Origin of the sequence: Methylobacterium sp. 17Sr1-1, from assembly GCF_003173775.1 — a bacterium.
Lineage (GTDB): Bacteria > Pseudomonadota > Alphaproteobacteria > Rhizobiales > Beijerinckiaceae > Methylobacterium.
On the sequence record NZ_CP029552.1, the window covers coordinates 4,767,116 to 4,792,332 of the forward strand.

Consider the following 25,217-nt stretch of genomic DNA (forward strand, 5'->3'; position numbering starts at 1 on the left):
GGAACGACCGCTGAGGAATAACGGCATGGTGGGCTTTCTCGCGCAGCGGGTGGCGAAGGGCGTCGTGGTGCTCCTCGCCATCGTGGTCCTGAACTTCTTCCTGATCCGCCTCGCCCCCGGCGACCCGGCCCTGGTGATGGCCGGCGAGGCGGGGGCCGGCGACGAGGCCTTCATCGCGCAGCTCAGGGAAAAGTTCGCCCTCGACCAGCCGCTGCCGAGCCAGCTCGGCGCGTATCTCGGCAGCATCGTCAAGCTCGATCTCGGCTACTCGGTGCGCCAGCAGATGCCGGTGGCGACGCTGATCGGCGAGCGGCTGCCGGCGACTTTGCTCCTCACCGGCAGCGCCTTCGCGGTCTCGCTCTCGCTCGGGGTGCTGCTGGGCGCGCTCGCCGCGCGGCGGGCCGGCACGTTCGCCGACACCGCGATCACCGGGCTCGCGCTCCTGTTCTACGCCACGCCGCTGTTCTGGGTGTCGCTGATGGCGATCATCCTGTTCTCGGTCCGGCTCGAATGGCTGCCGAGCTTCGGTTTCGAGACCGTGGGCGCCGGCTATACCGGGCTGTCCCGCGCCCTCGACATCGCCCACCACCTGGTGCTGCCGGCCCTCACCCTCGGGCTGTTCTTCATGGCGGTCTACGTGCGGATGACCCGCTCCTCGATGCTCGAGGTCTCGCGGCTCGACTTCGTGAAGACGGCGCGGGCCAAGGGCTTGACCGAGGGGGTGATCCAGCGCCGGCACATCCTGCGCAACGCCCTCCTGCCCGTGGTGACGCTGGCCGGTCTTCAGGCCGGGACGCTGGTCGGCGGCGCGGTGCTCACCGAGACGGTGTTCGCCTGGCCGGGGATCGGGCGCCTGATGTACGAGGCGCTGCTCCAGCGCGACTACAATCTTCTCCTCGGCGTCTTCGTGGTCTCCTCCGCGATGGTGCTGGTCTTCAACCTCGTCACCGACGTGGTCTACCGCGCGGTCGATCCCCGCATCGAGGTGGCGTGATGAGCAATGCCGTTCCCCTGGCCGCCTCGGCCCGGTCGCGCCGCCGCGGGCCGCTCGCCGCCTTCCTGCGCCATCCGGGCGCGGTGATCGGCCTCGTGATCCTCTGCCTGGTCGTCGCCGCGGCCTTCCTCGCCCCGGTCCTCTACCCGACCTCGCCCTGGCGGATGGTGCAGCGGCCCTTCGTGCCGCCCTTCACCCTGGAGCGGGTGCCGCTCGGCACCGACGCGCTCGGGCGCGACATCGCCGCCGGGCTGATGCACGGGGCCGGCGTCTCGCTGATCGTCGGCCTCGTCTCGACGCTCGCCGCCCTCCTCATCGGCGTGCCGCTGGGCGCGCTCGCCGGCTATCTCGGCGGCCGGGTCGACGATGCGCTCATGCGCTTCACCGAGCTGTTCCAGACCGTCCCGAGCTTCGCGCTCGCCATCGTGCTCGTGGCGATCCTCCAGCCCTCGCTCTCCTCGATGATCCTCGCCATCGCGCTGGTCAGCTGGCCGCCGGTGACCCGGCTGGTGCGGGGCGAGGTGCTCTCCTTGCGCTCGCGCGAATACGTCCAGGCGGCGATCGTGACGGGCCAGACCACCTTCACCATCCTGCGCCGGGAGGTGTTGCCCAACACCCTGTCGCCGATCGTCGTCCTGGCCTCGCTGATGGTGGCGACCGCGATCCTGCTCGAATCCTCGCTCTCCTTCCTCGGCCTCGGCGATCCGAACCGGATGTCCTGGGGCTTCATGGTCGGGGCCGGCCGCACGGTGATCCGGCAGGCCTGGTGGATCACCGCCTTCCCGGGCCTCGTCATCCTGCTCACCGTGCTCGCCCTCAACCTGATCGGCGAGGGGCTGAACGACGCCCTCAACCCGCGCCTGTCCCGGGAGCGCTGACGATGAACGCCGTGAGCGACACCAAGCGGATCGCCGTCGCGGTCCGGAACTTGAGCCTCGCCCTTCCCCAGGGCGGCGACCGGCCGAACGCCGTCGACGGCGTGTCCTTCGATCTCGTCGCCGGCGAGATCCTGTGCCTCGTCGGCGAATCGGGCTCCGGCAAGTCGATGTGCGCCCACGCCCTGATGGGCCTTCTGCCGAAGGCGGTGCGGCCGGTCTCCGGCACGATCCGCCTCGGCGACACCGACCTGCTCGCGCAGGACGATGCCGCCTGGCGCGACACCCGCGGCCGGCGGATCGCGATGATCTTCCAGGAGCCGATGACGGCGCTCAACCCCTTGATGCGGATCGGCGACCAGATGGCCGAGATGTTCGAGGCCCACGGCCAGCTGACGCCGAAGGAGCGCCGTGCCCGCGCGGTGGCGCTCGCCGGCGAGGTCGGGCTGCCGAACCCGGAGCAGATCGTCCGCTCCTATCCCCATCAGCTTTCGGGCGGGCAGCGCCAGCGGGCGATGATCGCGATGGCGCTGGCGCTGGAACCGGCGGTGCTGGTGGCCGACGAGCCGACGACGGCGCTCGACGTCACGACCCAGGCCCAGATCCTGAAGCTGATCCGCGACCTGCAGCGCCGCCGCAACATGGCGGTCCTGTTCATCACCCACGATTTCGGCGTGGTGGCGGAGATCGCCGACCGGGTGCTGGTGCTGCGCCACGGACGGGTGGTGGAGGAGGGGCCGGCGAATGCCGTGCTCGGCCGGCCGCAGGCGCCCTATACCCGCACGCTGCTCGCCGCCGTGCCGACCATGGACCCGCCGGTCCGGCCGCCCCTCTCGGGCCCGAAAGCGGTCGAGGTGACGGGCCTGCAGAAGACCTACGTCACCGGCGGCGGGCTGTGGCGGGGGAAGAGGCGCACCGCGGCGGCCCGGGACGTGGCCTTCGCGCTCCACCGCGGCGAGACGCTCGGCCTCGTCGGCGAATCGGGCTCGGGCAAATCCTCGGTCGCGCGCCTCGTCATGCGGCTGATCGAGCCCGATGCCGGCTGTGTCCGCCTCGGCGACACCGACCTGACGGGGCTGAAGGGCGAGGCCCTGCGCCAGGCCCGCAGCCGGATCCAGATGGTCTTTCAGGATCCCTTCGCCTCGCTCAACCCGCGCCGCAGCGTCGGGCGCATCATCGCCGACGGGCCGGTGGCGCACGGGGTGCCTCCGACGGAAGCGATGGAGCGGGCGCGCCGCCTCCTCGGCCTCGTCGGCCTCGACGAGAAGGCGCTGGAACGTTTCCCGCACGAATTCTCCGGCGGCCAGCGCCAGCGCATCGGCATCGCCCGGGCGCTCGCCCTCGAACCCGAGGTCCTGGTCGCCGACGAGGCGGTCTCGGCCCTCGACGTCTCGGTCCAGGCGCAGGTGCTGGCGCTCCTCGAGGATCTGAAGGCGCGGCTCGGGCTGTCGATGCTGTTCATCACCCACGACCTCCGGGTGGCGGCGCAGATCTGTGACCGGATCGCGGTGATGCGCCAGGGCGAGATCGTCGAGCTGAAGACCGCGAGCGCGCTCTTCGCCAATCCCGAGCACCCCTATACCCGCGCGCTGCTCGACGCGGTGCCGGGGCGGGTGCGGCAGGCGGCGTGATGATGGACCGTCTGCCCTGCGTGCTGCTCAGCTCCACCACCGACATCCGCGGGCTGTACGGCGACGCGCTCGAGGCCATCGCCGACCGGGTCGAGATCCTCGACCATCCGGCGGAGAACCCCGAGCGGGTGCGCCTGGCGCTGGGCTGGCGCCCGCCCGCCGACGCGCTGGCGCGCTACCCCAACCTCGCGGCCCTCTGCTCGATCGCGGCGGGCGTCGACAACCTGCTCGCCTGCCCCGGCCGCCCGCCCGACCTGCCGGTGGTGCGCGTCGTCGATCCCGACCAGGCGCGGGCGATGTCGGGCTTCGTGCTCTGGCACGTCATCGGCCACCAGCGCCGCTTCGACGCCTATGCGGCGAACCAGCGCGACCGGGTCTGGCGCCGCCTCTGCCCGCGGGACGCGGGCGCGGTGCCGGTCGGGCTTCTCGGCTACGGCAAGATCGGCCGGCGCGTCGCCCGTGACCTCGCCGCCCTCGGCTTCCCGGTGCGGGCCTGGAGCCGGAACCCGCAGAGCCCGGATCCCGGCGTCATCCACCATCACGGGCCGGACGGGCTCCCGGCGATGCTCGGCGAGAGCGAGGTCTTGGTGAACCTGCTGCCGCTGACGCCGGAGACGCGCGGCATCCTCGATGCCCGCCTCCTGTCGCGCCTGCGCCCGGGCGGCTTCCTGATCCAGGTCGGCCGCGGCGAGCACCTGATCGAGGCGGATCTCCTCGCCGCCCTCGAATCCGGCCACCTCGCCGGCGCCGCCCTCGACGTGTTCGCGACCGAGCCGCTGCCGCCCGCGCACCCGTTCTGGGACCATCCGGCGATCCGCGTCACCCCGCACGAGGCCTGCGACGCGAGCCCCCAGGCCGTCGCCCGCACCCTGCTCGCCGCCGCCGAAGCGGTGCGGGAGGGACGGGTGCCGCCGGATACGGTGAATGCGGCGCGGGGGTATTAGGTAAAAGGTAAAATATTTTCAACAAACGCTCGAAGTATATGGCGCGGGATCCCCTCTTCAGGCGATGCCGGGCTTGCCAGAGATCCTTGCCCGGTATTGCTGCAAGGTGTGGGAGAGGGGTAGGGGCGATCGTAGATCGCGCAGGGTGACACGCCTCATTGTGAAGCTGTGACCGTCGTGCCGGCAGCTCGACGGTTCAGGATCATTACGGAAGCCGAGCCACCCTCACGCGGGATCTTCGATCCCCACGGCCCCTCTCGCACACGGGAGAGGGGAGATGCGCTTGATCATTATTCGAATGCATCAAGCGGCAATCGTTTGATCGTCGACGGCGTTCGGATTGCCGTATGTCTTCCGGTGCGGTATCATCGAGAATGTGGACCGGGACGGGACCCGGCAGGAGGGCGAGCCATGGCAGTGGTCCATGCCCGCCCCGTCCTCTGACGGGGCAACGACGCGAGGATCCCCGCATGCGCGGCGGACCGGCGTTCTGATGCGGTGGGGCGGCTCGTCCGCTCGCCGAAGCTCGTCTCAAGGTCGCTGCGGCGACTCCGGAATCCACATCCCTCATGGGCAAGTCCCTCATCGCCACGCGCGCCCCCGGCGTTCGCGTGGTCGCCTCCGCCTCGACCTGGATCGAGGGTGAGGCCCTGCGCCAGCTCGACGAGACCGGCGCGCTTCCCGGCATGCGCGAAACCGTCGGCATGCCGGACCTCCATCCCGGCAAGAACGGTCCGGTCGGCGCGGCCTTCCTGTCGGAGGGCCTGATCCGGCCGACCCTGGTCGGCTCCGACATCGGCTGCGGCATGGCGCTCTGGCAGACCGACCTGTCCCGACGCCGGGCCGATCCCGACAGGATCGCCGCCCGGCTCGACGGGCTCGACGCGCCGTGGGACGGCGACACCGCCGGCTGGCTCAGGCAGCGCGGCGTCTCGGCCACCGCCTACGACGCCTCCCTCGGCACGGTCGGGCACGGCAACCACTTCCTGGAGGTGCAGACCGTCGCCGAGATCCGCGATCCCGACGCGGCGGCGCGGATCGGGCTCGATCCTGCCCGCCTCGCCCTGCTGGTCCATACCGGCAGCCGAGGCCTCGGCGAATCGATCCTGCGGGCCCATACCGAGCGGTACGGCGCCTTGGGCCTCGAGGCCGACGCCCCGGAGGGCGAGGCCTACCTCGCCGCCCACGACGCGGCGGTCGCCTGGGCCCGGGCCAACCGCGACCTCGTCGCCCACCGGGCCCTCGCCGCCCTTGGCGGCGAGGGGCGATGCCTGCTCGATCTCTGCCACAACGGCGTCACGCCGGTGGAGGCGGGCGGCTGCCGCTGCCATCTCCACCGCAAGGGCGCGGCCCCGGCCGATCGCGGGCCGGTGGTGGTGCCCGGCTCGCGGGGCGACGTGAGCGTCCTCGTCGAGCCGGTGCCCGACCGGGCCGACACCCTGTGGTCGCTCGCCCACGGCGCCGGGCGCAAGCTCGGGCGGCACGAGGCGAAGGCCAAGCTCAAGGGGCGCCTGCGCCGGGAGGACCTCGCCCGGAATCCCTATGGCGGCGTGGTCGTCTGCGGTGACGAGCGTCTGCTGTGGGAAGAGGCGGCGCCGGCCTACAAGCCGGCCACCTCCGTCGTCGGCGACCTGGAGGCGGCCGGGCTGGTGCGGGTGATCGCGATCCTGCACCCGCTCGTCACCTTCAAGTGCTCGCTCGATCCGGACGGTCCGGCCCGGGCCGACAAGCAGGCCCGCCTGCGCGAGCGCCGCGGCGCCCGTGCGGCCAAGTACGGGGGGCGCTGAGGATGGTCCTCTTGCAGCTCAGCGCTGGCCGCGGGCCCGGCGAATGCCGGCTCGGCGTAGCCGGCCTCTGCGACGTGCTGGTGCGGGAAGCCGCGGCGTCCGGCCTCTCCGCCAGGGTCGTGGAGACGGTGCCGGGCAGGCCCGGCCTGCTCTCCGCCCTCGTCCGCCTCGACGGCGACGAGGCGCGCGTCGAACCCCTGGCCCGGTCCTGGGAGGGCACGGTCCGGTGGACCTGCCCGAGCCCGCTCCGGCCGGGACACGGGCGCAAGAACTGGTTCGTCTCCGTCGCCCGGGTGGTGCCGCCGCGGATCGAGGATCTCGGCATCCGGGAGGCCGACCTGCGCTGGGAGACCTTTCGCGCGTCGGGCGCCGGCGGCCAGCATGTCAACACCACCGACAGCGCCGTTCGGCTGCACCACCGGCCGAGCGGCCTCGCGATCACCTGCGACACCGAGCGCAGCCAGCACCGCAACCGGGCGCTGGCCCTCGCGCGGCTCGGGCTCGCGCTCCGGGCGCGGGCGGAAGCTCGGGCGCGGGACGGCGCACAGGCGCGCTGGGCCCTCACCGTCGCGGTCGCGGATCGGGGCGGGAGCGCGGGGCGCGCCTATGCGGGGCCGGATTTCGCGCGGGTGCGATGATCGCCCCGGCCGGCCCGCACGGCCACGCTACCCCTCGTTAACCATTCGGCGCGCAGAGTCCCGGTGGCTGGGTTGACACGCCGCAGCGATATTTTTGGGCGGGTGGCTTCGTTTCGCTGAGTTGCGGGGATAAGCTTCGCCATGGCGTACCAGCCGAAGGGGGGATGGACATGCTCGGGACAGTGACGGCCTTCCTGGCAATCCTGATGGTTCTGGCCCTGCGCAACATCGCCAAGGCGGCGCTGCTGCCGGTCTATGCCGTGCGCGACATCCATCGCGGGCGCTACGTCCGCGGGCTGGTGCTGCTCTCCTGCTCGGGGCTGGCCGCCTGGTCGATCTGGGCGATGACCCACACGGCCCGGACCAAGCCCGCCCCGGTGGCGGCGGTGATGTATACCGGCTGATCGCCGGACCGCTTTACGGCGTCCCTACACCCGCGAGGCGTCTTCGCGGCCGTCCTGCACGGCATCTGACGCAGTGCGGCATCGACGCTGGCGCTTCGCGCTGGCGTTCGGCGGCGTTCGGGCCCATATCCACGCATGCGTCGCGCGCTCGCCCCTCCGAGGCGGGCCCCCGACCGGGCGCCCGAAGGACCGCCATCACCCGATCGATCCTCCCCCTCGCGGCGCGGGCCGCACCGCAGCGTGGCTCCCAAGCCGCGCTTTCACGCCGTGTGCTCCGCCGCCAAGAAGAGTCAACGACCATGCTGCGTTCGAAGCAGAAGCCGAAGGTGCAGGATACGGGCTTCGTCCTGTTCGACGTCTACTACGAGGATGGCTCGCGCCGCTCCAACCGGCGGGTCCCCCGCACCGCCACCCTGGAGCACGACGTCGACAGCGCCGTCCGCCAGGTGATCGAGGAGCAGGACCGCGACATCGCGGAGAAGTCGGGCCGCCCGCCGCTCGCCATCACCAAGATCGTGCGCTCGGCCGACTGAGCGATCCGCTCCACGAGACCGGTGCCGGCCATGGGAGCCGGCACCCGCCTCAGACCCTACCGCGTCGCGCCGGCCTTCGTGGCGGAGCGCTTCGACAGATCGCGGTGGAGCCGCTTCAGGCCCGCATCGTCCCGTGCACACAGGTCGTGGCGCGTCATCGCGTCGAGGAGATGCTGCGTCCGGGCGGTGGACGCGCCGGCACAGGCCTCGCTCCCGGGCCACAGCATGCTCAGCGCGGCCGCCAGACACACCCCGATCCGCCCGCTCATGCCGTCCTCCATGCCCCACGCTCCGAGCGTCGCGCGAAGGCGTAAAGGCTTGCCTGCTCAGGCCCGGAGCACCGCGTAGACATCCCCGGAATTCGCCGCCATCGGCAGCGCCACGAGATGCGCCGCCATCTCGTCCCGGCCGACGAGGCGCCCGAAGCGCAGGGCCTGGCTCTCGCCGAGCGCGACGTCGAACCCGTACGGCCCCAGCGCCGCGAGCCGGTCGAGGCAGCGAAGCGCGGTGTCCCGCGCGATGGTGGTGAACTCGAAGGACAGGGCGGGAAGCGGCACCGAGAGTCCCGCCAGCACCCTGTCCTCGAATCCCTCGACGTCGATCTTCACGAAGGCCGGGCGGCCGTGCTCGGCCACCAGCCGGTCGAGGGTGGTGGCCGGTACCGTGATGCGCCGGTCCCAGACCTGCCCCTCCCAGCCCGGCGCGCCCGCCGCCCCCGCGACGAAATCGGCGCAGGCCGAGGAGACGGTGGGATTGGCCGAGTTCAGGTGGAACACGACCTCGCCGGCCGCGTCGCTCACCGCCGCCGCGACCAGGATCACGTCCGGGTCGCGGCCGTGGAGCAGGCGCAAGGCCCGGGCCGGCCCGGGCTGCGGCTCCAGCGCCACGACCCGGGCGCCGAGGCGGCGGAAGGCCGCGACCCGATCGCCGACATGGGCGCCGACATCGAACACCAGGTCGCTCGGGCGCACGAAGCGGCGATAGAGGGCGTCCATGGCGGCGGCCGGCGCCTCCGCGCCGCGGTAGAGCCGCAGCGAGCGGCCGATCGCGGCGGCGGTGCCTTTCGGGCGGGCCATGGTCGGGCGGATCATGGGGGACTCCGGATTCTCGTCCGGAGCCGTATCAGTAGATCGCCGGCTCGGGCACCGGGGCGCCGTACTCGGTGCGCAGGAAGTCGAAGTCGCAGCCCTCGTCCGCCTGCTGGATGTGGCGCGAGAACATCACGCCGTAGCCGCGTTCGTAGCGGGGCGCCGGCGGGGTCCAGGCGGCGCGGCGGCTCTCCAGCTCCTCGTCCGACACCTCCATGCGGATCGACCGCGCCTCGACGTCGACGCTGACGATGTCGCCGGTGCGCAGCAGCGCCAGCGGCCCGCCGATGTAGGATTCGGGTGCGACGTGGAGCACGCAGGCGCCGTAGCTGGTGCCGCTCATCCGCGCATCCGACAGGCGCAGCATGTCGCGGTGCCCCTCCTTCAGGAGCTTCTTCGGCATCGGCAGCATGCCCCATTCGGGCATGCCGGGGCCGCCCTGCGGTCCGGCATTGCGCAGCACCAGGACGTGGTCGGCGGTGACGTCCAGGTTCTCGTCGTCGATCGCCGCCTTGAGCGAGGGGTAATCGTCAAAGACGAGGGCCGGGCCGGAATGCTTGAGGAAGCGCTGGTCCATCGCCGCCGGCTTGATGACGCAGCCGCTCGGCGCGAGGTTGCCTTTCAGCACCGCGAGCGAGCCCTGGCCGTAGACCGGGTTCGAGAGCGGGCGGATCACGTCGGCATTGTAGACCTTCGCGCCCTCGATCACCTCGCCGAGGGTCTGACCGCTGACGGTGAGGCAGTCGAGATGCAGGTGCTCGCGGATCTCGTTCATCAGCGCGCGGATGCCGCCGGCGTAATAAAAGTCCTCCATCAGGTAGGTGTTGCCGCTGGGCCTGACGTTGCCGATCACCGGGACGATGCGGCTGTAGCGCTCGAAATCGTCGAGGCCGATGGCGTGGCCGGCGCGGCGCGCCATGGCGATCAGGTGGATGATGGCGTTGGTCGAGCAGCCCATCGCCATCGCGACGGCGATCGCGTTCTCGTAGGCCTCGCGGGTCTGGATCCGCTGCGGCGTCAGATCCTCCCACACCATGTCGACGATGCGCCGGCCGGATTCCGAGCAGAGCCGAATGTGCCCGGCATCGGCCGCGGGGATCGACGAGCCGCCGGGCAGCACCATGCCGACGGCTTCCGCGATCGCCGTCATGGTCGAGGCGGTGCCCATGGTCATGCAGGTGCCGTAGGAGCGGGCGATGCCGCCCTCGATCCCGAGCCAGTCCTGGTCGGTGATCTTGCCGGCGCGGAGCTCGTCCCAGTACTTCCAGCTGTCGGAGCCGGAGCCCAGCACCTTGCCCTGCCAGTTGCCGCGGAGCATGGGACCTGCCGGGATGTAGATCGCCGGCAGGTTCATGCTCGTGGCGCCGAGCAGGAGACCGGGCGTGGACTTGTCGCAGCCGCCCATCAGCACCGCGCCGTCGACCGGGTGGGAGCGCAGCAGCTCCTCGGTCTCCATCGCCAGCATGTTGCGGTAGAGCATGGTGGTCGGCTTGACGAAGCTCTCGGAGACCGAGATCGCCGGCAGCTCCACGGGGAAGCCCCCCGCCATCAGGATGCCGCGCTTCACGTCGTCGACGCGGTGCTTGAAGTGGGCGTGGCAGGGCTGGAGGTCGGACCAGGTGTTGAGGATCGCGATGACCGGCTTGCCGGTCCATTCCTCGGGCGTGTAGCCCATCTGCATCGCCCGCGAGCGATGCCCGAAGGAGCGCAGGTCCGCCGGGCCGAACCAGCGCGCGGAGCGCAAGGAGGCGGGCTCGCGGCGCACGGCCTGCGGGCCGTCCGGAATGCTGCCGGGCTCGAGTTCGGGCGGGGTGAGCGGATCGCGGGCCATGGTTTTCGGCTCCTGTTGGTTGTTGTCGTTCAGATCTATCAGTCCCGCGACGCCCATTCCCTCCCCCCTCTGCGGGGGAGGGTGGCCCTTGCGTCAGCAGGGGCCGGGAGAGGGGACGCCGCTTCCGGAGCGGTCGCGACCGGGGTGAAGGGCGCCCGCTGGATCAACGTCGCGGTCGCCTCTCCCGCCCGGCGCACGCGTGCTTCGCACTCGCAGCCGGGCACCCTCCCCCGCGGAAGGGGGAGGGTTGGGTGCTCAGTGCTGCAGGCCCCATTTCTGCACCGTCCGCCGCTCCAGCGTGCGGAAGATCAGGTTCTCGACCACGAGGCCGATGATGATCACGGTGAGCAGGCCGGCGAAGACGGCGGGGATGTCGAGGAGGTTGCGGTTCTCGAAGATGAACCAACCGAGGCCCCCCGCCCCCGACGACACGCCGAAGACCAGCTCCGCCGCGATGAGCGTGCGCCAGGCGAAGGCCCAGCCGATCTTGAGACCCGTCAGAATCGACGGGAACGCCGCCGGGATCAGGATCTTGGTGACGTAGGGGATCCCTTTCAGGCCGTAATTGCGCCCGACCATCCGCAGCGTGTTCGAGACGCCGCGGAAGCCCGAATGGGTGTTGAGCGCCACCGCCCACAGGACCGAGTGGATCAGCACGAAGACCAGGCTGCCGTTGCCGAGGCCGAACCAGATCAGCGCCAGCGGCAGGAGCGCGATGGCCGGCAGCGGGTTGAACATCGCCGTCATCGTCTCGAGGAAGTCGGTGCCGATGCGGGTCGAGATCGCCACCATGGTGAGCGTCGCGGCGAGCAGGATGCCGGCGGCGTAGCCCATCAGCAGCACCTTGATCGACGTGAAGGCGCGGTTCGGGATCGTGCCGTCGAGGGTCTGCTGCCACAACGTCGTGACGGTGTCGGAGAAGGTCGGGAACAGAAGCGGGTTGTCGAGGAAGCGGGCGTAGATCTCCCAGATCAGCGCCAGCACGATGATGATCGCGGTCTTGCGGACGAAGCCGCTGTTCCACAGGATCTCGGCGGTGCCGAGCTGGCGCTCGACCGCGCCGTCGGCGGCGGGGGCCGCATCGCTCATGATGATGCGGGCCGGCATGGTGGCGCTCATGGTTGCCTCTCGCGCTCGGCGCTCAATGGTGATGGGCGGGCTCGTCGGTGAACAGCAGGTCGTGGATCTGCTGCTCGAGCTGGCCGGCGCTGCCGTCATGCGCCGAGACCTTGTCGACGTCGCGCACCTCGGCCTTGACCCGGCCCGGATGGGGCGAGAGCAGGAGGATGCGGTTGCCGATCTTGATCGCCTCGGCGATCGAGTGGGTGACGAAGAGCACCGTGAACTTCGTCTCCTCCCACAGCTGCAGCAGCTCGTCCTGGCAGGTGCGCCGCGTGAGCGCGTCGAGCGCCGCGAAGGGCTCGTCCATCAGGAGGATGTCGGGCTCCATCGCCATGCCGCGGGCAATCGCCACGCGCTGCTTCATGCCGCCGGACAGGGTGTGGGGGTAGCTGTCGACGGCGCGGGTCAGGCTGACCTTCTCGATGTAGGCCCGCGCCCGCTCCTCCGCCTCGCGGCGGGGCATCTTGCGGGCGTTGAGGAGCGGGAACATCACGTTCTCCAGCACCGTCTTCCAGGGCAGGAGCTGGTCGAACTCCTGGAAGACCATCATCCGGTCGGCCCCGGGCTCCTTGACTACCCGGTCCTTGATGCGGATCTCGCCCTCGGTCGGGTGCATGTAGCCGCCCACCGCCTTGAGCAGGGTGGACTTGCCGCAGCCGGACGGCCCGAGCAGCACGAAGCGGTCGGAGGTGTCGACCTTGAAGCTGACGCGCTCGGTCGCGGTGACGAGCACGTTGGGGGTCTTGTAGCGCAAGGTGACGCCGCGGACGTCGAGGAGCGCGGTCATGATGGCGTGTCCCTTCTCGGCGAGGTCGCGTCAGTTGCCGTTCAGGTCGTGGGCGACCGGCAGGTAGTAATCGGTCCAGGCCTTCGGCTTGTTGCGAAGAGTGCCGATCCGGCCGAGATGTTCGGCGAAGCGCATCGTGCCTTGCGGCTGGAGGTTGAACTCCATCATGCCGGGCTCACCCAGGTAGCTCAGCAGGTCCTCGACGCTGGTCTTGTCGCCGGTCACCTCGCGGTAGATCTCGACCGCCTTGCGCGTGTCCTGGCGAATCAGGGCCTGCGCCTCTTCCGATGCGGCCCGCACCGCCTGGACGATCTTCGGGTTGGCGTCGGCGAACTTGGTGGTGGTGAAGAACTGGCCCTGCGTCAGCGGCCCGCCGATGATGTCGGGCGAGCGGGCGACGATGTGGGCGCCCGGGACGGTGCGCAATTCGACGTACTGGAACGGCGGCGCGGCGAAGTGGGTCTTGATCTCGTGGGTGGGGTTGGCGAGCGCGATCGCCGCGTCCGGGTGCCCGAGCTGCACCGTGTTGGCGTCGAGCCGGCCGGACTGGTCGGCGCCCCAGATCTCGCCCGCCGCCATCTGGAGCAGGATCGCCTGCGTCGAGACCTTGACGGTCGGCACCGCGATCTTGTCGCCGGGCGCGATATCCTTGACCGTCTTGATCTTCGGGTCGCGGCTGACGAGCAGCAGCGGCAGCGCCGAGGTGGCGACGATGCCCTTCACCCCGCCCCGCGTGCGGTCCCACAGCAGCAGCAGGTTGCCGGTGCCGGTATTGACGATGTCGACCCCGCCGGCGAGCAGCGCGTCGGTCTGGCTGCCGCCGCCCGAGAAGGTGATCCACTTCGTCTTCACGCCCGGCACACCGAGCTTCTCGGCGTGCTTCTCGATCAGCCCCTGCTTCTCGATGATGTGGGTCGGCAGGTAGATGATGCCGGGCTGGCGCGTGATCGCGATCTCGCTCTTCTGCTGCGCGACGGCCGGGCCGAAGCCGGCGACCACTGCGCTGGCGGCGAGGAGGCCCGCCGCGAAGACGCGGCGCGCGGGCGAGTGGATCATGAGCGTTCTCCCGGGGCCGCTTCAGGGCGGCGCGTGCCGGCCGCTGTGGTTCTGAATCGTCGGCCTGGCCCCCTCACTAAAATGGTAATGCATTAGTATGTCAACCGGGAACGCGCCGTGTTAGGCTGTGCCCGGGGCCGCTCCGGTTGCCCCGTGCCGCTGTTAGAGTTCGATCGCCATGAACGCCGTCTTCGCCGGTGCGCAGCGTCTGCGCGACCGCTCGCGCCACGCCGCCCCCCAGGTCTTCGATCTCATCCGGGAAAAAATCGTCGCGCTCGACCTCGCGCCCGGCACGGTGCTGTCGCGGCCCGAATTGCAGGCGAGCTTCGGGCTGAGCGCCACCCCGATCCGCGACGCGCTGCTGCGCCTCCAGGAAGAGGGCCTGGTCGACATCTTCCCGCAATCGGCGACGGTGGTGAGCCGCATCGACCTCGCGGCGGCCCGCCAGGCGCAGTTCCTGCGCCGTGCCGTCGAGCAGGAGGTGGTGCGCACCCTGGCGCTCGCGCCCGACCGGGCGCTCGTCGCCCGGCTCCAGGCCTTCGTGACCGAGCAGGGGATTTTTGCGGATCAGGGCGACCTCGCCCGCCTGTCGGCCAGCGACGAAGCCTTCCACCGCGCCCTGTGCGACGCGGCGGACGTGCCCGACCTGTGGGACCTGATCCGCAGCCGCAGCGGCCACATCGACCGCCTGCGCCGCCTGCACCTGCCGGTGGAGGGCAAGGCACAGCAGATCGTGGCCGATCACCGGCGGATCGTGGCAGCTTTGGCCGAGGGGACGGCTGAGGCGGCGCAGGAGGCGGTTCGCGACCATCTCTCGAAGTCGATCGCGCTGGGTGACGAGATCCGGGCGCGGTGGCCGGCATATTTCGCGTGACCTCACCCACGTCCCCCACCCTTTCCCGGACGACTGGAGCGTCAGCGGAAGGAGATCCGGGAACCAGGGGAGAAGTGCCGCGAAGCGGCTCTGCTTTTACACCATCGTGGGCAGACGGGCGCTTCGCGAAGTTTAATTGCGGGATCCCGGATCTCCTTCCGCTGACGCTGCAGTCGTCCGGGAAAGGGCCAGCCTTATTCTAGTAGCGGAGACTACCCCCGTCCCACCACCGTCCGGATCGCGAAGCTCGACTGGATCCGCGCCACCCCCGGCAGGCGCGACAGCACCTCCTTGTGCAACCGCTCGTAATCGCCCGCATCCGACACTTCGATCCGCATCAGGTAATCGGACAGGCCGGTCATCAGGTAGCAGTCGCGCACCTCCGGGCAGCGGCGCACCGCCGCCTCGAACCGGTTGAGCGATTCCTCGGTCTGCCGCTCCAGGGTGATCTGGGTCAGCACTACCATGTGGTGCTCGCGCTCGTCGGCCTCGATCAGGGCGGTGTAGCCGCGGATCGTCCCGTTCGATTCCAGCAGCCGCAGGCGGCGCAGGCAGGCCGAGGGCGACAGGCCGACCTTGGCGGCGAGATCCGCGTTGCTGATGCGCCCGTCGTCGCGCAGGACGCGCAGGATGCGCGCGTCGATCTCGTCCCGCCCGGCCACCGCGCAACCTCCTGTCGTTCCACCGCAGATTTGTGCGTGTCGTAGCATACTCTCGCACGTCCTGCGGCAATCCGGCGGGAAATTCGGCGATCGTTGCGCGACACTCTCGTCATCGACCAGGCGCCGGGTCGGTCACGAGGCTCAAGGGCGCGACAGAAGGTTTTGCGGCGATGCGCGTTCTGATCCTCGGCGGCGGCGTGGTCGGCGTCACCTCGGCCTACTACCTCGCCAAGGCCGGCCACGAGGTCACGGTGCTCGACCGCCAGCCGGGCGCCGGCCTCGAGACCAGCTTCGCCAATGCCGGCCAGGTCTCCCCCGGCTACTCGGCGCCCTGGGCCGCCCCGGGCATCCCCGTCAAGGCGATGAAGTGGCTGATGATGCGCCACCGGCCGCTGGTGCTGTGGCCGAGCCTGGAGCCCAAGCTCTACGGCTGGCTCGCCCAGATGCTGGCGAACTGCACCGAGGACGCGTACCGCCGCAACAAGGGCCGGATGGTGCGGCTCGCCGAGTACAGCCGCGACGTGCTGCGCGACCTGCGCCGCGAGACCGGCATCGCCTACGACCACCGCGAGAAGGGCACGCTCCAGCTCTTCCGCACCCAGAAGCAGCTCGACCATGTCGGCGACGACACCGGCGTGCTCGACGAGTACGGCGTGCCCTACGAGGTGCTCGACCCGGCGGGCTGCGTCGCGGCCGAGCCGGCGCTCGCCCGGGTCGCCGGCACCTTCGTCGGCGGCCTGCGGCTCCCCGGCGACGAGACCGGCGACGCGCATCTCTTCACGCAGCGTCTCGCGGCGATCTGCGAGCGCATGGGCGTGACGATCCGCTACGGCGCCACCATCACCAGCCTTCGCCAGGACGGCGGCCGGATCGCCGGCGTGGGGCTCGCCGGCGGCGAGGTGCTGACGGCCGACGCTTACGTCGCCGCCATGGGCAGCTACACCCCGGCGATGCTGAAGCCGCTCGGCATCGCGCTGCCGGTCTACCCGGTGAAGGGCTACTCCCTGACCCTGCCGATCACCGATGCCGAGGCCGCCCCGGTCTCGACCGTGATGGACGAGACCTTCAAGGTGGCGATCACCCGGCTCGGCGACCGCATCCGGGTCGGCGGCACGGCCGAGCTCGCCGGCTTCAGCCAGGCTCTGCGCGGTCCGCGCCGGGCGACGCTGGAGCGCTCGGTCCTCGACCTCTTCCCGGAGGGAGGCGACGTTTCCCAGGCGAAGTTCTGGACGGGCCTGCGCCCGATGACCCCGGACGGCACCCCGATCGTCGGCGCGACCACGTATCCCAACCTCTACACCAATACCGGCCACGGTACGCTCGGCTGGACCATGGCCTGCGGCTCGGGCCGCCTGCTCGCCGACCTGATCGGCGGCCGCGCGCCGGAGATCGACCACCAGGACCTCGCCGAGGCGCGCTACGCCAAGGCGGCGTGAGGCGTTCCGCTCTCACCCACAATCACCGACACCCTCCTGGTCATCCCGGGGCCGCGCACGCGGCCCCGGGATGACCCTGTGGAGCGGGACGGCGAGCGCTCGTTCTGCAATCGTAGCGACGCGCCTCGCGACAACGGCCCTCCCTGCCCTAAATCCACACCCTTAATGGGGAATCGGGCGCATGACGTGGGTCGCAGGGGTGGACGGATGCCCGGGCGGCTGGGTCGCGGTCTTCGGCCGGCGCGACGGCCCCTCCGACACCCTCCGCGCCCGCGTCCTGCCGAGCCTGGACGCCGTCTGCGACGCGCCGGAAGCCCCCGCGATCGTGGCGGTCGACATTCCGATCGGCCTGCCCGATCGGGTCGGCCCCGGTGGCCGCGCGGCGGAGGTGCTGGTCCGCGCCCTCCTCGGGCCGCGGCGTGCCTCGGTTTTTCCGACCTCGGCCCGCAGCGTCGTCTACGCGCCCGACTACACGGCGGCCATCGCCCTGTCGCGCCGGCCCGAGACCCAGCCCTTCGCCCCCTCGCCACCCGCCAACGCGATCTTTCCCCGCATCCGCGAGGTGGACGGCCTGCTGCGGGCGCGGCCCGACCTGCAGGGCCGGGTCTACGAGGTGCATCCGGAACTCGCCTTCCTGGGCCTCAACGGCGGCACCCCGCTCCCCGAACCGAAGCGCAAGCCCGCCGGCGCGGCCCTGCGGCGCGACCTCCTGGCGCGAGCCGGCCTGCCGGCCGACCTCGCGGCCCCGCGCGGCGCCAAGCCCGACGACCTCCTCGACGCGCTGGCGGCGTTCGCCGTCGCGCGGGCCATCGCCAACGGGCGCGGGGTGCCGTATCCCGATCCGCCGGAGCGCGACGCCCACGGCCTGCCGGCCGCGATCTGGACGCTTCCCCACAGCGAGGCACCCGCATGACCGAAGCTCCGACTGATCTTGCGACCCGCGACATCGCCCGCGCCCTGGTGCTCGACCCGGCGGGCCGGCTCCTGCTGATCGCCTACGAGGCCTCCCGCGACGTCGATCCGGGCCGGCCGGGGGACCGGACCTTCTGGTTCATGCCCGGCGGCGGCATCGAGCCCGGCGAGACGCCCGAAGAAGCCTGCCGGCGCGAGCTGGAGGAGGAGATCGGCGTCACGGACGCGCCGCTCGGGCCCCAGGTCGCCCGCTGCGACGGGCCGTTCACGCTGTTCAACAAGCCGCGCTTCGCCCGCGAGCGCTACTTCGTGGTCCGGCTGCCCGACGATCGGGTGGATACGAGCCGCCTCGCCGAGACCGAGGACAACCCGGTTTACGGCACCCGCTGGTGGCCCCTCGACGAACTCGCCGCGACCCACGAGCGGGTCGAGCCGCAGGGGCTCGCCGACTTGGCCCGGCGCCTCGTCGCCGGCGAGACGCCGGAGGTGGTGACGTTGTCGTGGGGGCCGGGCGCAGCGTAAGCCGGATTCTTCCGAGAGGAGCACGATCATGACCGACGCGACCCCCTTCCCCCCGGCGCTGACGGAGGGCTACCGCGCCTTCCTCGACGACCGGTTCGTGCGCGAGCAGGACCGCTACGCCAGCCTCGCCGAGGGGCAGAGCCCCGAGATCCTGATCATCAGCTGCTGCGACAGCCGGGTCTCGCCGGAGGTGATCTTCGACGCGCGGCCGGGGGAATTGTTCGTGGTGCGCAACGTCGCCAACCTCGTTCCGCCCTTCGAGACCGGCGGCGAGTATCACGGCACCTCGGCGGCGCTCGAATTCGCCGTGCAGGCGCTCAAGGTGAAGCACATCGTGGTGCTGGGCCATGCCCGCTGCGGCGGCGTGCGCGCCTTCGCGGACGACGCCGCGCCGCTCTCGCCGGGCGACTTCATCGGCCGCTGGGTCTCGCTGATCCGCCCGGCGGCGGAGGCGCTCGGCGACGAGCCGCGCGGGCCGGACTACCTGGAGCAGCTCGAATTCGCCACGGTGACGAACAGCCTCAAGAACCTGATGACGTTCCCCTGCGTGCGCATCCTGGTCGAGCGCGGCAAGCTGCAACTCCACGGCGCGCATTTCGGCATCGCCACCGGGCAGTTGCGCATCCGCGACCCCGAGACCGGCGAGTTCCGCCTCGCCGAGCCCGACCGGGCCGCCGGCGCGACGAAGCTGATCCGGTGCCAGGACGAGGCGGGCAGCGGGGGCTGAGCGCGGATCGGCCGCGGCACCGATCGGGATCGCGCGCTCCCTGCCACACGGCAGGACATCGTCCGCATCCACGGTGATGACGGGAGACCGGAAGAAGCCCGGGTTGCGGTCGCTACCGGCCGACCCGGGCCGTGCAGGGCTGTCCGGGGCGAAAAATGGCACGTCTCCCCTCTCCCGTGTGGGAGAGGGGATCCCGCGCTCAAAAATCTGACCGCGAAATCAAGCGCTTGGAGGCGGCTTCCATTGAATGGAGGCCGTTGCCCGCAGGGGGCACCGCGCGGGTCATCGAACGGGGGGCTGAGCGGAGGCGAGCGGTCTCGCCTACCCCCGCAGCCGCTCCGCCACCGCCAGCAGCTCTGCCGCACGATGCGCGCAGGTGTGCCGCGCCCGGATCGTCCGCAGGCCGTGATCCGCGAGTTCCGCCCGCAAGCCCGCATCCTCCGCAAGGTCGCGCAGGTGTCGTTCCATCGCCGCGCCGTCCGGGGCCACCAGGAAATCGCGCCCCGGCGTGAACAGGCCCTCGCTGTCGCGCCAGGGCGCCGAGATCAGGGGGATGCCGCAGGCCAGCGCCTCGAACACCCGGATCGTCGGGATGCCGGGCAGGGCCTCGACGTAGAAGCGTCGCGGGACGTGCACGGTGGCGAGGTGACGGGCAAAGACCTCCGGGGCGCGGGCGTTCGGCAGCCAGCCGCGGTAGAGCGCGCCGTGGCGCTCCAGCGTCGCGAGCGCCGCGCCGGGATAGCGCACGCCCCAGATATCCAGGGGTAGATCGGCCCGCTGCGCCGGCCCGAACAGGAAGTGCTCCAGCTCGGCGCTGCGCTCGCCGTCGCCCCAGTTGCCGATCCAGACCAGCCCCGCGCGGGGGCCTTCCACCGCCGGCGGATGGAACAGGCGGGTATCGGCGGCCTCGTGCCAGACGAAGACGCGATTCCCCCAGCCCCAGCCGCGATAGACCTCGGCCAGCGTCTCGCCGAAGGCCAGCACGCCGTCATACCCCGAGAGGTCGTAGGCCCGCATCGCGTCGGGCTCGCTCACCGCGCGGTGGTGGGTGTCGTGGAAGAGCAGGGTGAACCGGCCGCCGTTCCGCCGCGCCGCGCCGATGCGGGCGACGAGGGCCGGCTCGTTCCATTCGTGCACCAGCACGAGGTCGGCGCCGTCGAGCGCGGCGTCGAGGTCGAAGCCCGGCGGGTCGACCGTGGCCGTCAGCTCCGGGTAGGGCGCCAGCGACGAGGCGAGTCCCGCCTCGCCGTGGTCGCGACGGAGATTCTCGACGCTCCAGGCGCCCGCCGGCTCGTGGGCGGCCACCGCGTGGCCGAGGGCCTGCAGCTCGCGCAGCACGCCGCGCAGGAAATGGGCGTTGCCGTGGTTCCAGCACGAGCGCAGGGAATGCGTGAACGCGACGATCCTCACGCCGGCATCCCGGCCCGCAGGGGCGGGGCCTCGAGCACCATTCGGTAGACGTCGAGCACGCCCGCCGTCATCGCCTCGACCGTGAACGCCTCGGCCCGCGTCCGCGCCTCGGCACCGAGCCGCGCCCGGATGGCGGGATCGGCCGCCACCATCTCGATGGCGTGGGCGAAGCCCGCCTCGTCGTCGGGTGCGATGAAGATCGCCGCCTCGTCCCACAGCTCGCGGAAGGTCGGGATGTCGGAGAGCACGAGGGCGCATCCGGCGCTCGCCGCTTCCAGCACGCCGAGGCCGAAGGGCTCGTAGCGGGCGGCGGAGGCGTAGATCGGGGCGCCTGCGAGCCAGCGCGCCACGTCCTGGTCGCTCAAGCGGCCGAGCGGCCGCAGGTGCTCGGGGGTAAACTGTGCCGCGTTCGGGCCTTTCAGGTCGCCGGCGGCGAGCAGCGGCAGCTGCATCCGGGCGGCGGCCCGGTCGAGGGTGCGGGCGTTCTTGCCCTCGTCCCAGAGCCGGCCGGCGGTGAAGGCGAAGGGCGAGGCGGCCGCGCCCGCCGGGGTGCGGTGCCCGCGGGAGGTGGGCGTACGCCGGCCGTTCGGCACCACCCGGGGCGGGGCGATGCCGTAGGTCGCTGCGGTGGCCTCCGCGAAGGCGCGGGTCGGGCTGAGCAGCGCGTCGACCCGGCGGTAGCCCTCCGCCGCGAGGCTCGCCCGCCAGGCGAGGTCGGGCGGCAGGGGTCCGGGGCGCATCGCCGCCCACCAGGTCGCTACGCAGGAATGCGCTACCGCCACGACGGGGGCGCAGAACTCGGCGAGGGCCGCGAGCGCCGGGCTGTTGAGGTGGATCAGGTCGGCGCCGGCCCGCTCGGCCTCTCGGGCGACCATCGCGGCGGCGGCCTCGACCTCGCCGGGGGTCAGCGCCGTCCAGTCGAGGCTCGCCCCGAGGGGGCACAGGGCGAGGCCGCGGATGGCGCGGGCGGCGCGGAGCTGGTCCTGGCTCGGCTCGGGCCCTAGCACCGCGAGCGTCACCCCGATGCCCTGGCGGGTCAGCTCCTCGGCGAGGTCGAGCCCGTACTGCCAGACGCCGCCGACCGCATCGACGGTCATGAACAGGTTGAGGGCCGGCGCCCCCCGGTAGGGGAGGGGACGTCCGGCCGGGACCGTCAGGCTGGGCAGCATGCCGCCTCCAACTCGCGCAACGGGGCCGGCCGCTCCTCTTGGATGTCGCTGAAGCGGTCGAACTGGCCGAGGTAATGGGCGTGCGCCCGCTCCCAGGCCTCGCCGTCCGGCTCGCCCCAGAGGCGGCGGTAATCCGGCGAGGACGGATAGGGGTAGAGCGGCACGGGATCGTTGGCCCAGACGCCGGCGGCGCGCAGGCGGTCGCGCCAGGCGGCCACCAGCGCGGGATCGTCGCCCGCGACCTTGATGAGGTTCGCCTGCACGAACGGCACCGAGCGGCGGGCATGGATCAGGCGCTCGGCGAGGTCGTCGGTCGAGGCGCGGCAATTCTTGTCGAGCAGCGCGCGGCCGGCTTCCGTCAAGCTCTCGACGCCGGCCTCGATCGAGACGCAGCCCGCCGCCCCGAGCAGGTCGAGCATGTCGGGCTTCCACAGGTCGATTCGCGTCTGCACCCCGAACTCCACCTGGCGCGCGGCGAGGGCCTCCAGCAGCGGCTTCTGCGGCAGGAAGATCTCGTCGATGAAGTAGAGGTAGGTCACCCCTTGCGCGATCAACCGGTCGACCTCCTCCAGGACGTTCGGCAGCGCGCGCCGCCGGTATTTGTCCCGGAAGTCGATCTTGGCGCAAAAGGTGCAGGAATAAGGGCAGCCGCGCGAGGCCTCGACCTCGGCGCCCGGCCCCTCCGGCGCCCGGTCGAAGCGGTGGTGGTGGTGGGCGTGGCGCGCCACCCAGGCGTCGGGCCAGGACAGGGCCGGGAGATCGACGAAGCTCGTCGCCGCCGGTCCGCCGGTGACGACCGTCTCCGCGCGATCGCGGAAGGCAACGGCCGGCACGGCATCGAGCCGGGCAAGCCCGCCCTCGGCCAATCGCGTCACCACCTCCTCGCACTCGCCGCGCACCACGATGTCGCAGGCGAGCTTGGCGAGAGTCGTCTCCGGCGTGACCGAGCCGTGCGGGCCGACCGCCACGGTGCGGCCACCACGATCCCCGAGCGCATCGAGGAAGGCGCGGGGCACGCGCAGCTCGGGCTGAGCGCAGCGCCAGAACAGGTAGGTCGGGGCGGTGGTCACCACCGTCATGTCGGGGGCGAACTCCGCCACCCGCTCGGCCAGGGCGGTCAGGGAGAGCCCGTCGAGGGCCCCGTCCAGCATCAGCACCGCGTGGCCCGCCCGCTCCAGCAGCACCTTGCAGGCCCCGAGCTCGATCGGCAGGTGCGGGGAACGGCACCCGAAGTAGATGCTGTTCTCGAAGCTCCAGGTCGGGTTGACGAGGGCGATTCTCAAAGCGGCTGTCCTGAACCGGGAACGGGCATCGCAGGTACTGGGGGCGACTATTGAGAAGTGGCGGGGCCGCTCCGGACGACAAGGGCTTTTCGCCCGAATGCGGTTAAGCGATCGATACCAATGGGCCGGCCGTCATGCCGCAGGCGCATGGCGCGACGAGCGCCATGCCGTTTTCGCGGGCTCGAAGCGGGAACCCGACCGCCTCTCGCGCGCGGCTCAGGCCGGCACCGCCCGGGGGTTCAGGCGCAGGCCCCGGCTCTCGGCGAGCCATTCCGCCAGCCGCGTCAGCCCCCGGTGCCAGGGCAGCGGCGCCCCGAGCCCGAGATCGGCGGCGGCGCGGCGGGTGTCGGAGACGTAGTAGCGCTGGTCGCCGGCACGCCACTCCTCGAAGCCCACGTCGAGGGGATGGCCGACGAGGCCCTCGATGGCAGCGAGCACCCGGCGCAGCGACACCGCGTTGGCCGGTCCCCCGCCGAGATTGTAGGCCCGACCCTTCACCTGCCCGATCCGCGCCAGCGCCGCCCGGTAGGTTGCGACGGCGTCGCCGACATCGAGCACGTCGCGCACCTGGCAGCCGTCGCCGTAGACCGTGATCCGCTCGCGCTCCAGCGCCCGGATCAGGAAATGCGCGACCCAGCCCTGGTCCTCGGTACCCATCTGGCGCGGGCCGTAGATGCAACTCATCCGCAGGACGCAGGTCGGTACCCCGAAGCTGCGGGCATAGTCGAGCACGTACTGGTCGGCCCCGCCCTTCGAGCAGCCATAGGGCGTATGGAAATCGAGGGGCCGGTCCTCGCCGACGCCGTGGGCGAGGATCGCCGGATCCTCCGGCGCGTAGGCGTCGCCCACCCGCCGGAAGGTCAGGTCGGCGAGGTCGCCATAGACCTTGTTGGTCGAGGCGAAGACCAGCGGGGCTGGATCGGGGCGCCGGCGCAGGGCCTCGAGCAGGCTCAGCGTCCCGCCGAGATTGACGGCGAAATCCGCCGCCGGATCGGTCAGGCTCGTCGTCACGGCGACCTGGGCCGCGAGGTGGAACACCGAAGAGGCCTCCGCCGCCGCGGCCGCGAGGGAGCCGGCGTCGCGCAGATCCGCCGTCACGGCGGAGATCCGCTGCGGGTGACGCTCCTTCAGCCAGGCGAGGTTGGCCTCGACGCCCGGGCGCAGCAGGGCGTCGTAGACGAGCACGTCCCGCCCCTCCGCCGCGAGGGCATCGGCGAGGTTCGAGCCGATGAAGCCGGCGCCGCCGGTGATCAGGACCGGGCGCCGGCCGGCGATGGCCGGAGGTGGCGTGATATGCGCCGTCATCACGCTACGAGCCCGCGCCGGTCGAGCTCGCGGCGCGCCTCCTCGACCCGGTCCCGGGCCTCCTCCTGCTCCGCGACCCAGGCGGCGAGTTCCCTGAGCCCGTCCGCGAAGTCGCGGGCCGGGCGGTAGCCCAGTTCCTCGCGCGCTTTCGTGATGTCCGAGATGCAGTGGCGGATGTCGCCGGCCCGGGCCTTGCCGGCGATCTCCGGCGTCAGGTCCGGCCGGCCCATCGCCTGGGCGAGAAGGCCTGCGACCTCGCGCACCGAGCGGTCCTCGCCCGAGCCGATGTTGTAGACCTGGCCGGCGGCCCTCGGCCGGTCGAGGGCGAGCAGGAAGGCCTGGGCCACGTCGTCGACCTGCACGAAGTCGCGCCGCTGGTGCCCGTCCTCGAAGATCACCGGGCTCGCGCCGTTGTGCAGGCGCGAGGCGAAGATGGCGAGCACCCCGGTATAGGGGTTCGAGAGCGCCTGGCCCGGCCCGTAGGCGTTCCAGAGGCGCAAGGCCACGCCCTCCATCCCGTAGGCCGGGGCCAGCATCAGGGTCAGGCGCTCCTGGGCGTACTTGCCCAGCGCGTAGACCGAGGCCAGGGCCGGGCGCTTCCATTCCGGGGTCGGCACCGGCACGAGCGGCCGCCCCTCCTCGTCGAGGGGATCCCACGGCGCATCGGGGCCGGAGCGGGGCTGGCGCACGACCTCCTCGCGCACCCGCCCGTCGGCGCCGCGATACAGCCCCTCGCCGTAGACGCTCATCGAGGAGGCGACCACCACCCGCCGCACCGGCCGCTCGATCAGGGCCTGGAACAGGATCGCGGTGCCGTGCTCGTTGACCGCGACGTAGCGGTCGACGTCGTACATGCTCTGGCCGACCCCGACCTCGGCGGCGAGGTGGATCACCGCGTCGACGCCGGCCACGGCGTCGGCCACCGCGCGCCCGTCGCGGATGTCGCCGCGCCGCAGCTCGACCGCGTCCGGCAGCCCCTCGGGCCTGGCCTGCGTCCCATGGACCTGCTCGATCAGGCTGTCGAGCACGCGCACCCGGTCGCCCCGGGCGACGAGGGCCCGCGCCACGGCCCGGCCGATGAAGCCGGCCCCGCCGGTGATCAGGATGGTCTGCGGCACCCGTCGCGCTCCTTTCGCTGCCGGCCTGGGTCGGCCGATACCTCCATCCTGTATCTATGGGGCGGGAGCGCCGCGAACAGGTGTCATCGTTCTGGCGTCATTCAGCCCG

Annotated in this window: 25 protein-coding genes; 13 read left to right on the forward strand and 12 right to left on the reverse strand. The window is 71.7% G+C overall.

Going from position 1 to position 25,217, the window contains the following annotated elements; genetic code table 11:
- Positions 1-25 precede the first annotated feature (25 nt).
- The 8 genes from DK412_RS21605 to DK412_RS21640 all read left to right on the forward strand — a co-directional run bounded on the left by DK412_RS21605 (position 26) and on the right by DK412_RS21640 (position 7,806).
- Complete coding sequence (locus DK412_RS21605; RefSeq protein WP_109973638.1) at positions 26-994, forward strand: ABC transporter permease; 969 nt, start codon at positions 26-28, stop codon at positions 992-994.
- Entirely contained in the window at positions 994-1,872 is an 879-nt protein-coding gene (locus DK412_RS21610) for an ABC transporter permease (RefSeq protein ID WP_162596271.1), read from the forward strand. Before DK412_RS21605 ends, DK412_RS21610 begins: the two co-directional genes overlap by 1 nt.
- A gap of 2 nt (positions 1,873-1,874) precedes the next feature.
- Positions 1,875-3,500 carry an ABC transporter ATP-binding protein gene (locus DK412_RS21615; protein ID WP_162596272.1) on the forward strand — a complete coding sequence of 542 codons (1,626 nt, stop codon included), beginning with the start codon at positions 1,875-1,877 and terminating at the stop codon, positions 3,498-3,500.
- Positions 3,500-4,444, forward strand: a complete 945-nt coding sequence (locus DK412_RS21620; protein WP_109973640.1) for a glyoxylate/hydroxypyruvate reductase A — start codon at positions 3,500-3,502, stop codon at positions 4,442-4,444. Before DK412_RS21615 ends, DK412_RS21620 begins: the two co-directional genes overlap by 1 nt.
- 569 nt (positions 4,445-5,013) lie before the next feature.
- Positions 5,014-6,231 carry an RNA ligase RtcB family protein gene (locus tag DK412_RS21625; protein WP_109973641.1) on the forward strand — a complete coding sequence of 406 codons (1,218 nt, stop codon included), beginning with the start codon at positions 5,014-5,016 and terminating at the stop codon, positions 6,229-6,231.
- Between the two features lie 2 nt (positions 6,232-6,233).
- A complete protein-coding gene (gene prfH, locus DK412_RS21630) occupies positions 6,234-6,869 on the forward strand; it encodes a peptide chain release factor H (RefSeq protein WP_109973642.1) in 636 nt (211 codons plus the stop codon).
- Between the two features lie 170 nt (positions 6,870-7,039).
- Positions 7,040-7,273 (forward strand): hypothetical protein, encoded by a 234-nt coding sequence (locus DK412_RS21635; RefSeq protein ID WP_093570273.1) that lies wholly within the window; start codon positions 7,040-7,042, stop codon positions 7,271-7,273.
- 299 nt (positions 7,274-7,572) lie between these two features.
- The gene (locus DK412_RS21640; protein ID WP_109973643.1) at positions 7,573-7,806 is read left to right on the forward strand and encodes a hypothetical protein; all 234 of its coding nucleotides are present in this window, start codon (positions 7,573-7,575) and stop codon (positions 7,804-7,806) included.
- 56 nt (positions 7,807-7,862) lie between these two features.
- On the opposite strand, the gene DK412_RS21645 is transcribed toward DK412_RS21640, so the two are convergent.
- From DK412_RS21645 to DK412_RS21670, 6 genes are all read right to left on the reverse strand, one after another.
- A complete protein-coding gene (locus DK412_RS21645) occupies positions 7,863-8,075 on the reverse strand; it encodes a hypothetical protein (protein ID WP_204165419.1) in 213 nt (70 codons plus the stop codon).
- A gap of 57 nt (positions 8,076-8,132) precedes the next feature.
- Positions 8,133-8,897: an FkbM family methyltransferase gene (locus DK412_RS21650; RefSeq protein ID WP_109973645.1), complete on the reverse strand. Its 765-nt coding sequence runs from the start codon at positions 8,895-8,897 to the stop codon at positions 8,133-8,135.
- Between the two features lie 31 nt (positions 8,898-8,928).
- Positions 8,929-10,725, reverse strand: a complete 1,797-nt coding sequence (araD, locus tag DK412_RS21655; protein WP_109973646.1) for an L-arabinonate dehydratase — start codon at positions 10,723-10,725, stop codon at positions 8,929-8,931.
- 255 nt (positions 10,726-10,980) lie between these two features.
- Positions 10,981-11,832, reverse strand: a complete 852-nt coding sequence (locus DK412_RS21660) for an ABC transporter permease (protein ID WP_093570274.1) — start codon at positions 11,830-11,832, stop codon at positions 10,981-10,983.
- Positions 11,833-11,866: 34 nt separating this feature from the next.
- Positions 11,867-12,634, reverse strand: coding sequence for an ABC transporter ATP-binding protein (locus DK412_RS21665; protein WP_109973647.1), 768 nt, complete (start codon positions 12,632-12,634; stop codon positions 11,867-11,869).
- Between the two features lie 30 nt (positions 12,635-12,664).
- The gene (locus DK412_RS21670; RefSeq protein WP_109973648.1) at positions 12,665-13,690 is read right to left on the reverse strand and encodes an ABC transporter substrate-binding protein; all 1,026 of its coding nucleotides are present in this window, start codon (positions 13,688-13,690) and stop codon (positions 12,665-12,667) included.
- A 178-nt stretch (positions 13,691-13,868) separates the two neighbouring features.
- Between DK412_RS21670 and DK412_RS21675 the strand changes: the two genes are divergently transcribed.
- Entirely contained in the window at positions 13,869-14,564 is a 696-nt protein-coding gene (locus tag DK412_RS21675) for a GntR family transcriptional regulator (protein ID WP_109973649.1), read from the forward strand.
- Positions 14,565-14,776: 212 nt separating this feature from the next.
- Here the strand turns inward: DK412_RS21675 and DK412_RS21680 are convergent, their stop codons facing one another.
- A complete protein-coding gene (locus DK412_RS21680) occupies positions 14,777-15,226 on the reverse strand; it encodes an Lrp/AsnC family transcriptional regulator (RefSeq protein ID WP_244538404.1) in 450 nt (149 codons plus the stop codon).
- An 89-nt stretch (positions 15,227-15,315) separates the two neighbouring features.
- Between DK412_RS21680 and DK412_RS21685 the strand changes: the two genes are divergently transcribed.
- From DK412_RS21685 to DK412_RS21700, 4 genes are all read left to right on the forward strand, one after another.
- Positions 15,316-16,662: a D-amino acid dehydrogenase gene (locus DK412_RS21685; protein ID WP_109975419.1), complete on the forward strand. Its 1,347-nt coding sequence runs from the start codon at positions 15,316-15,318 to the stop codon at positions 16,660-16,662.
- A gap of 181 nt (positions 16,663-16,843) precedes the next feature.
- Positions 16,844-17,575: a DUF429 domain-containing protein gene (locus tag DK412_RS21690; protein WP_109973650.1), complete on the forward strand. Its 732-nt coding sequence runs from the start codon at positions 16,844-16,846 to the stop codon at positions 17,573-17,575.
- Positions 17,572-18,096, forward strand: coding sequence for an NUDIX domain-containing protein (locus DK412_RS21695; RefSeq protein ID WP_109973651.1), 525 nt, complete (start codon positions 17,572-17,574; stop codon positions 18,094-18,096). The genes DK412_RS21690 and DK412_RS21695 overlap by 4 nt, the downstream gene beginning before the upstream one ends.
- Positions 18,097-18,124: 28 nt before the next feature.
- Positions 18,125-18,823, forward strand: a complete 699-nt coding sequence (locus tag DK412_RS21700) for a carbonic anhydrase (protein WP_109973652.1) — start codon at positions 18,125-18,127, stop codon at positions 18,821-18,823.
- A gap of 321 nt (positions 18,824-19,144) precedes the next feature.
- On the opposite strand, the gene DK412_RS21705 is transcribed toward DK412_RS21700, so the two are convergent.
- From DK412_RS21705 to DK412_RS21725, 5 genes are all read right to left on the reverse strand, one after another.
- Complete coding sequence (locus DK412_RS21705) at positions 19,145-20,233, reverse strand: glycosyltransferase (RefSeq protein WP_109973653.1); 1,089 nt, start codon at positions 20,231-20,233, stop codon at positions 19,145-19,147.
- On the reverse strand, positions 20,230-21,402 hold the full coding sequence (locus tag DK412_RS21710; protein WP_109973654.1) for a glycosyltransferase family 4 protein: 1,173 nt from the start codon (positions 21,400-21,402) through the stop codon (positions 20,230-20,232). The genes DK412_RS21705 and DK412_RS21710 overlap by 4 nt, the downstream gene beginning before the upstream one ends.
- Entirely contained in the window at positions 21,387-22,685 is a 1,299-nt protein-coding gene (locus DK412_RS21715) for a TIGR04295 family B12-binding domain-containing radical SAM protein (protein ID WP_109973655.1), read from the reverse strand. Before DK412_RS21715 ends, DK412_RS21710 begins: the two co-directional genes overlap by 16 nt.
- A 216-nt stretch (positions 22,686-22,901) precedes the next feature.
- Positions 22,902-23,990, reverse strand: coding sequence for an NAD-dependent epimerase/dehydratase family protein (locus DK412_RS21720; protein ID WP_204165420.1), 1,089 nt, complete (start codon positions 23,988-23,990; stop codon positions 22,902-22,904).
- A complete protein-coding gene (locus DK412_RS21725; RefSeq protein WP_109973656.1) occupies positions 23,990-25,108 on the reverse strand; it encodes an SDR family NAD(P)-dependent oxidoreductase in 1,119 nt (372 codons plus the stop codon). Before DK412_RS21725 ends, DK412_RS21720 begins: the two co-directional genes overlap by 1 nt.
- Between the last annotated feature and the right edge of the window lie 109 nt (positions 25,109-25,217).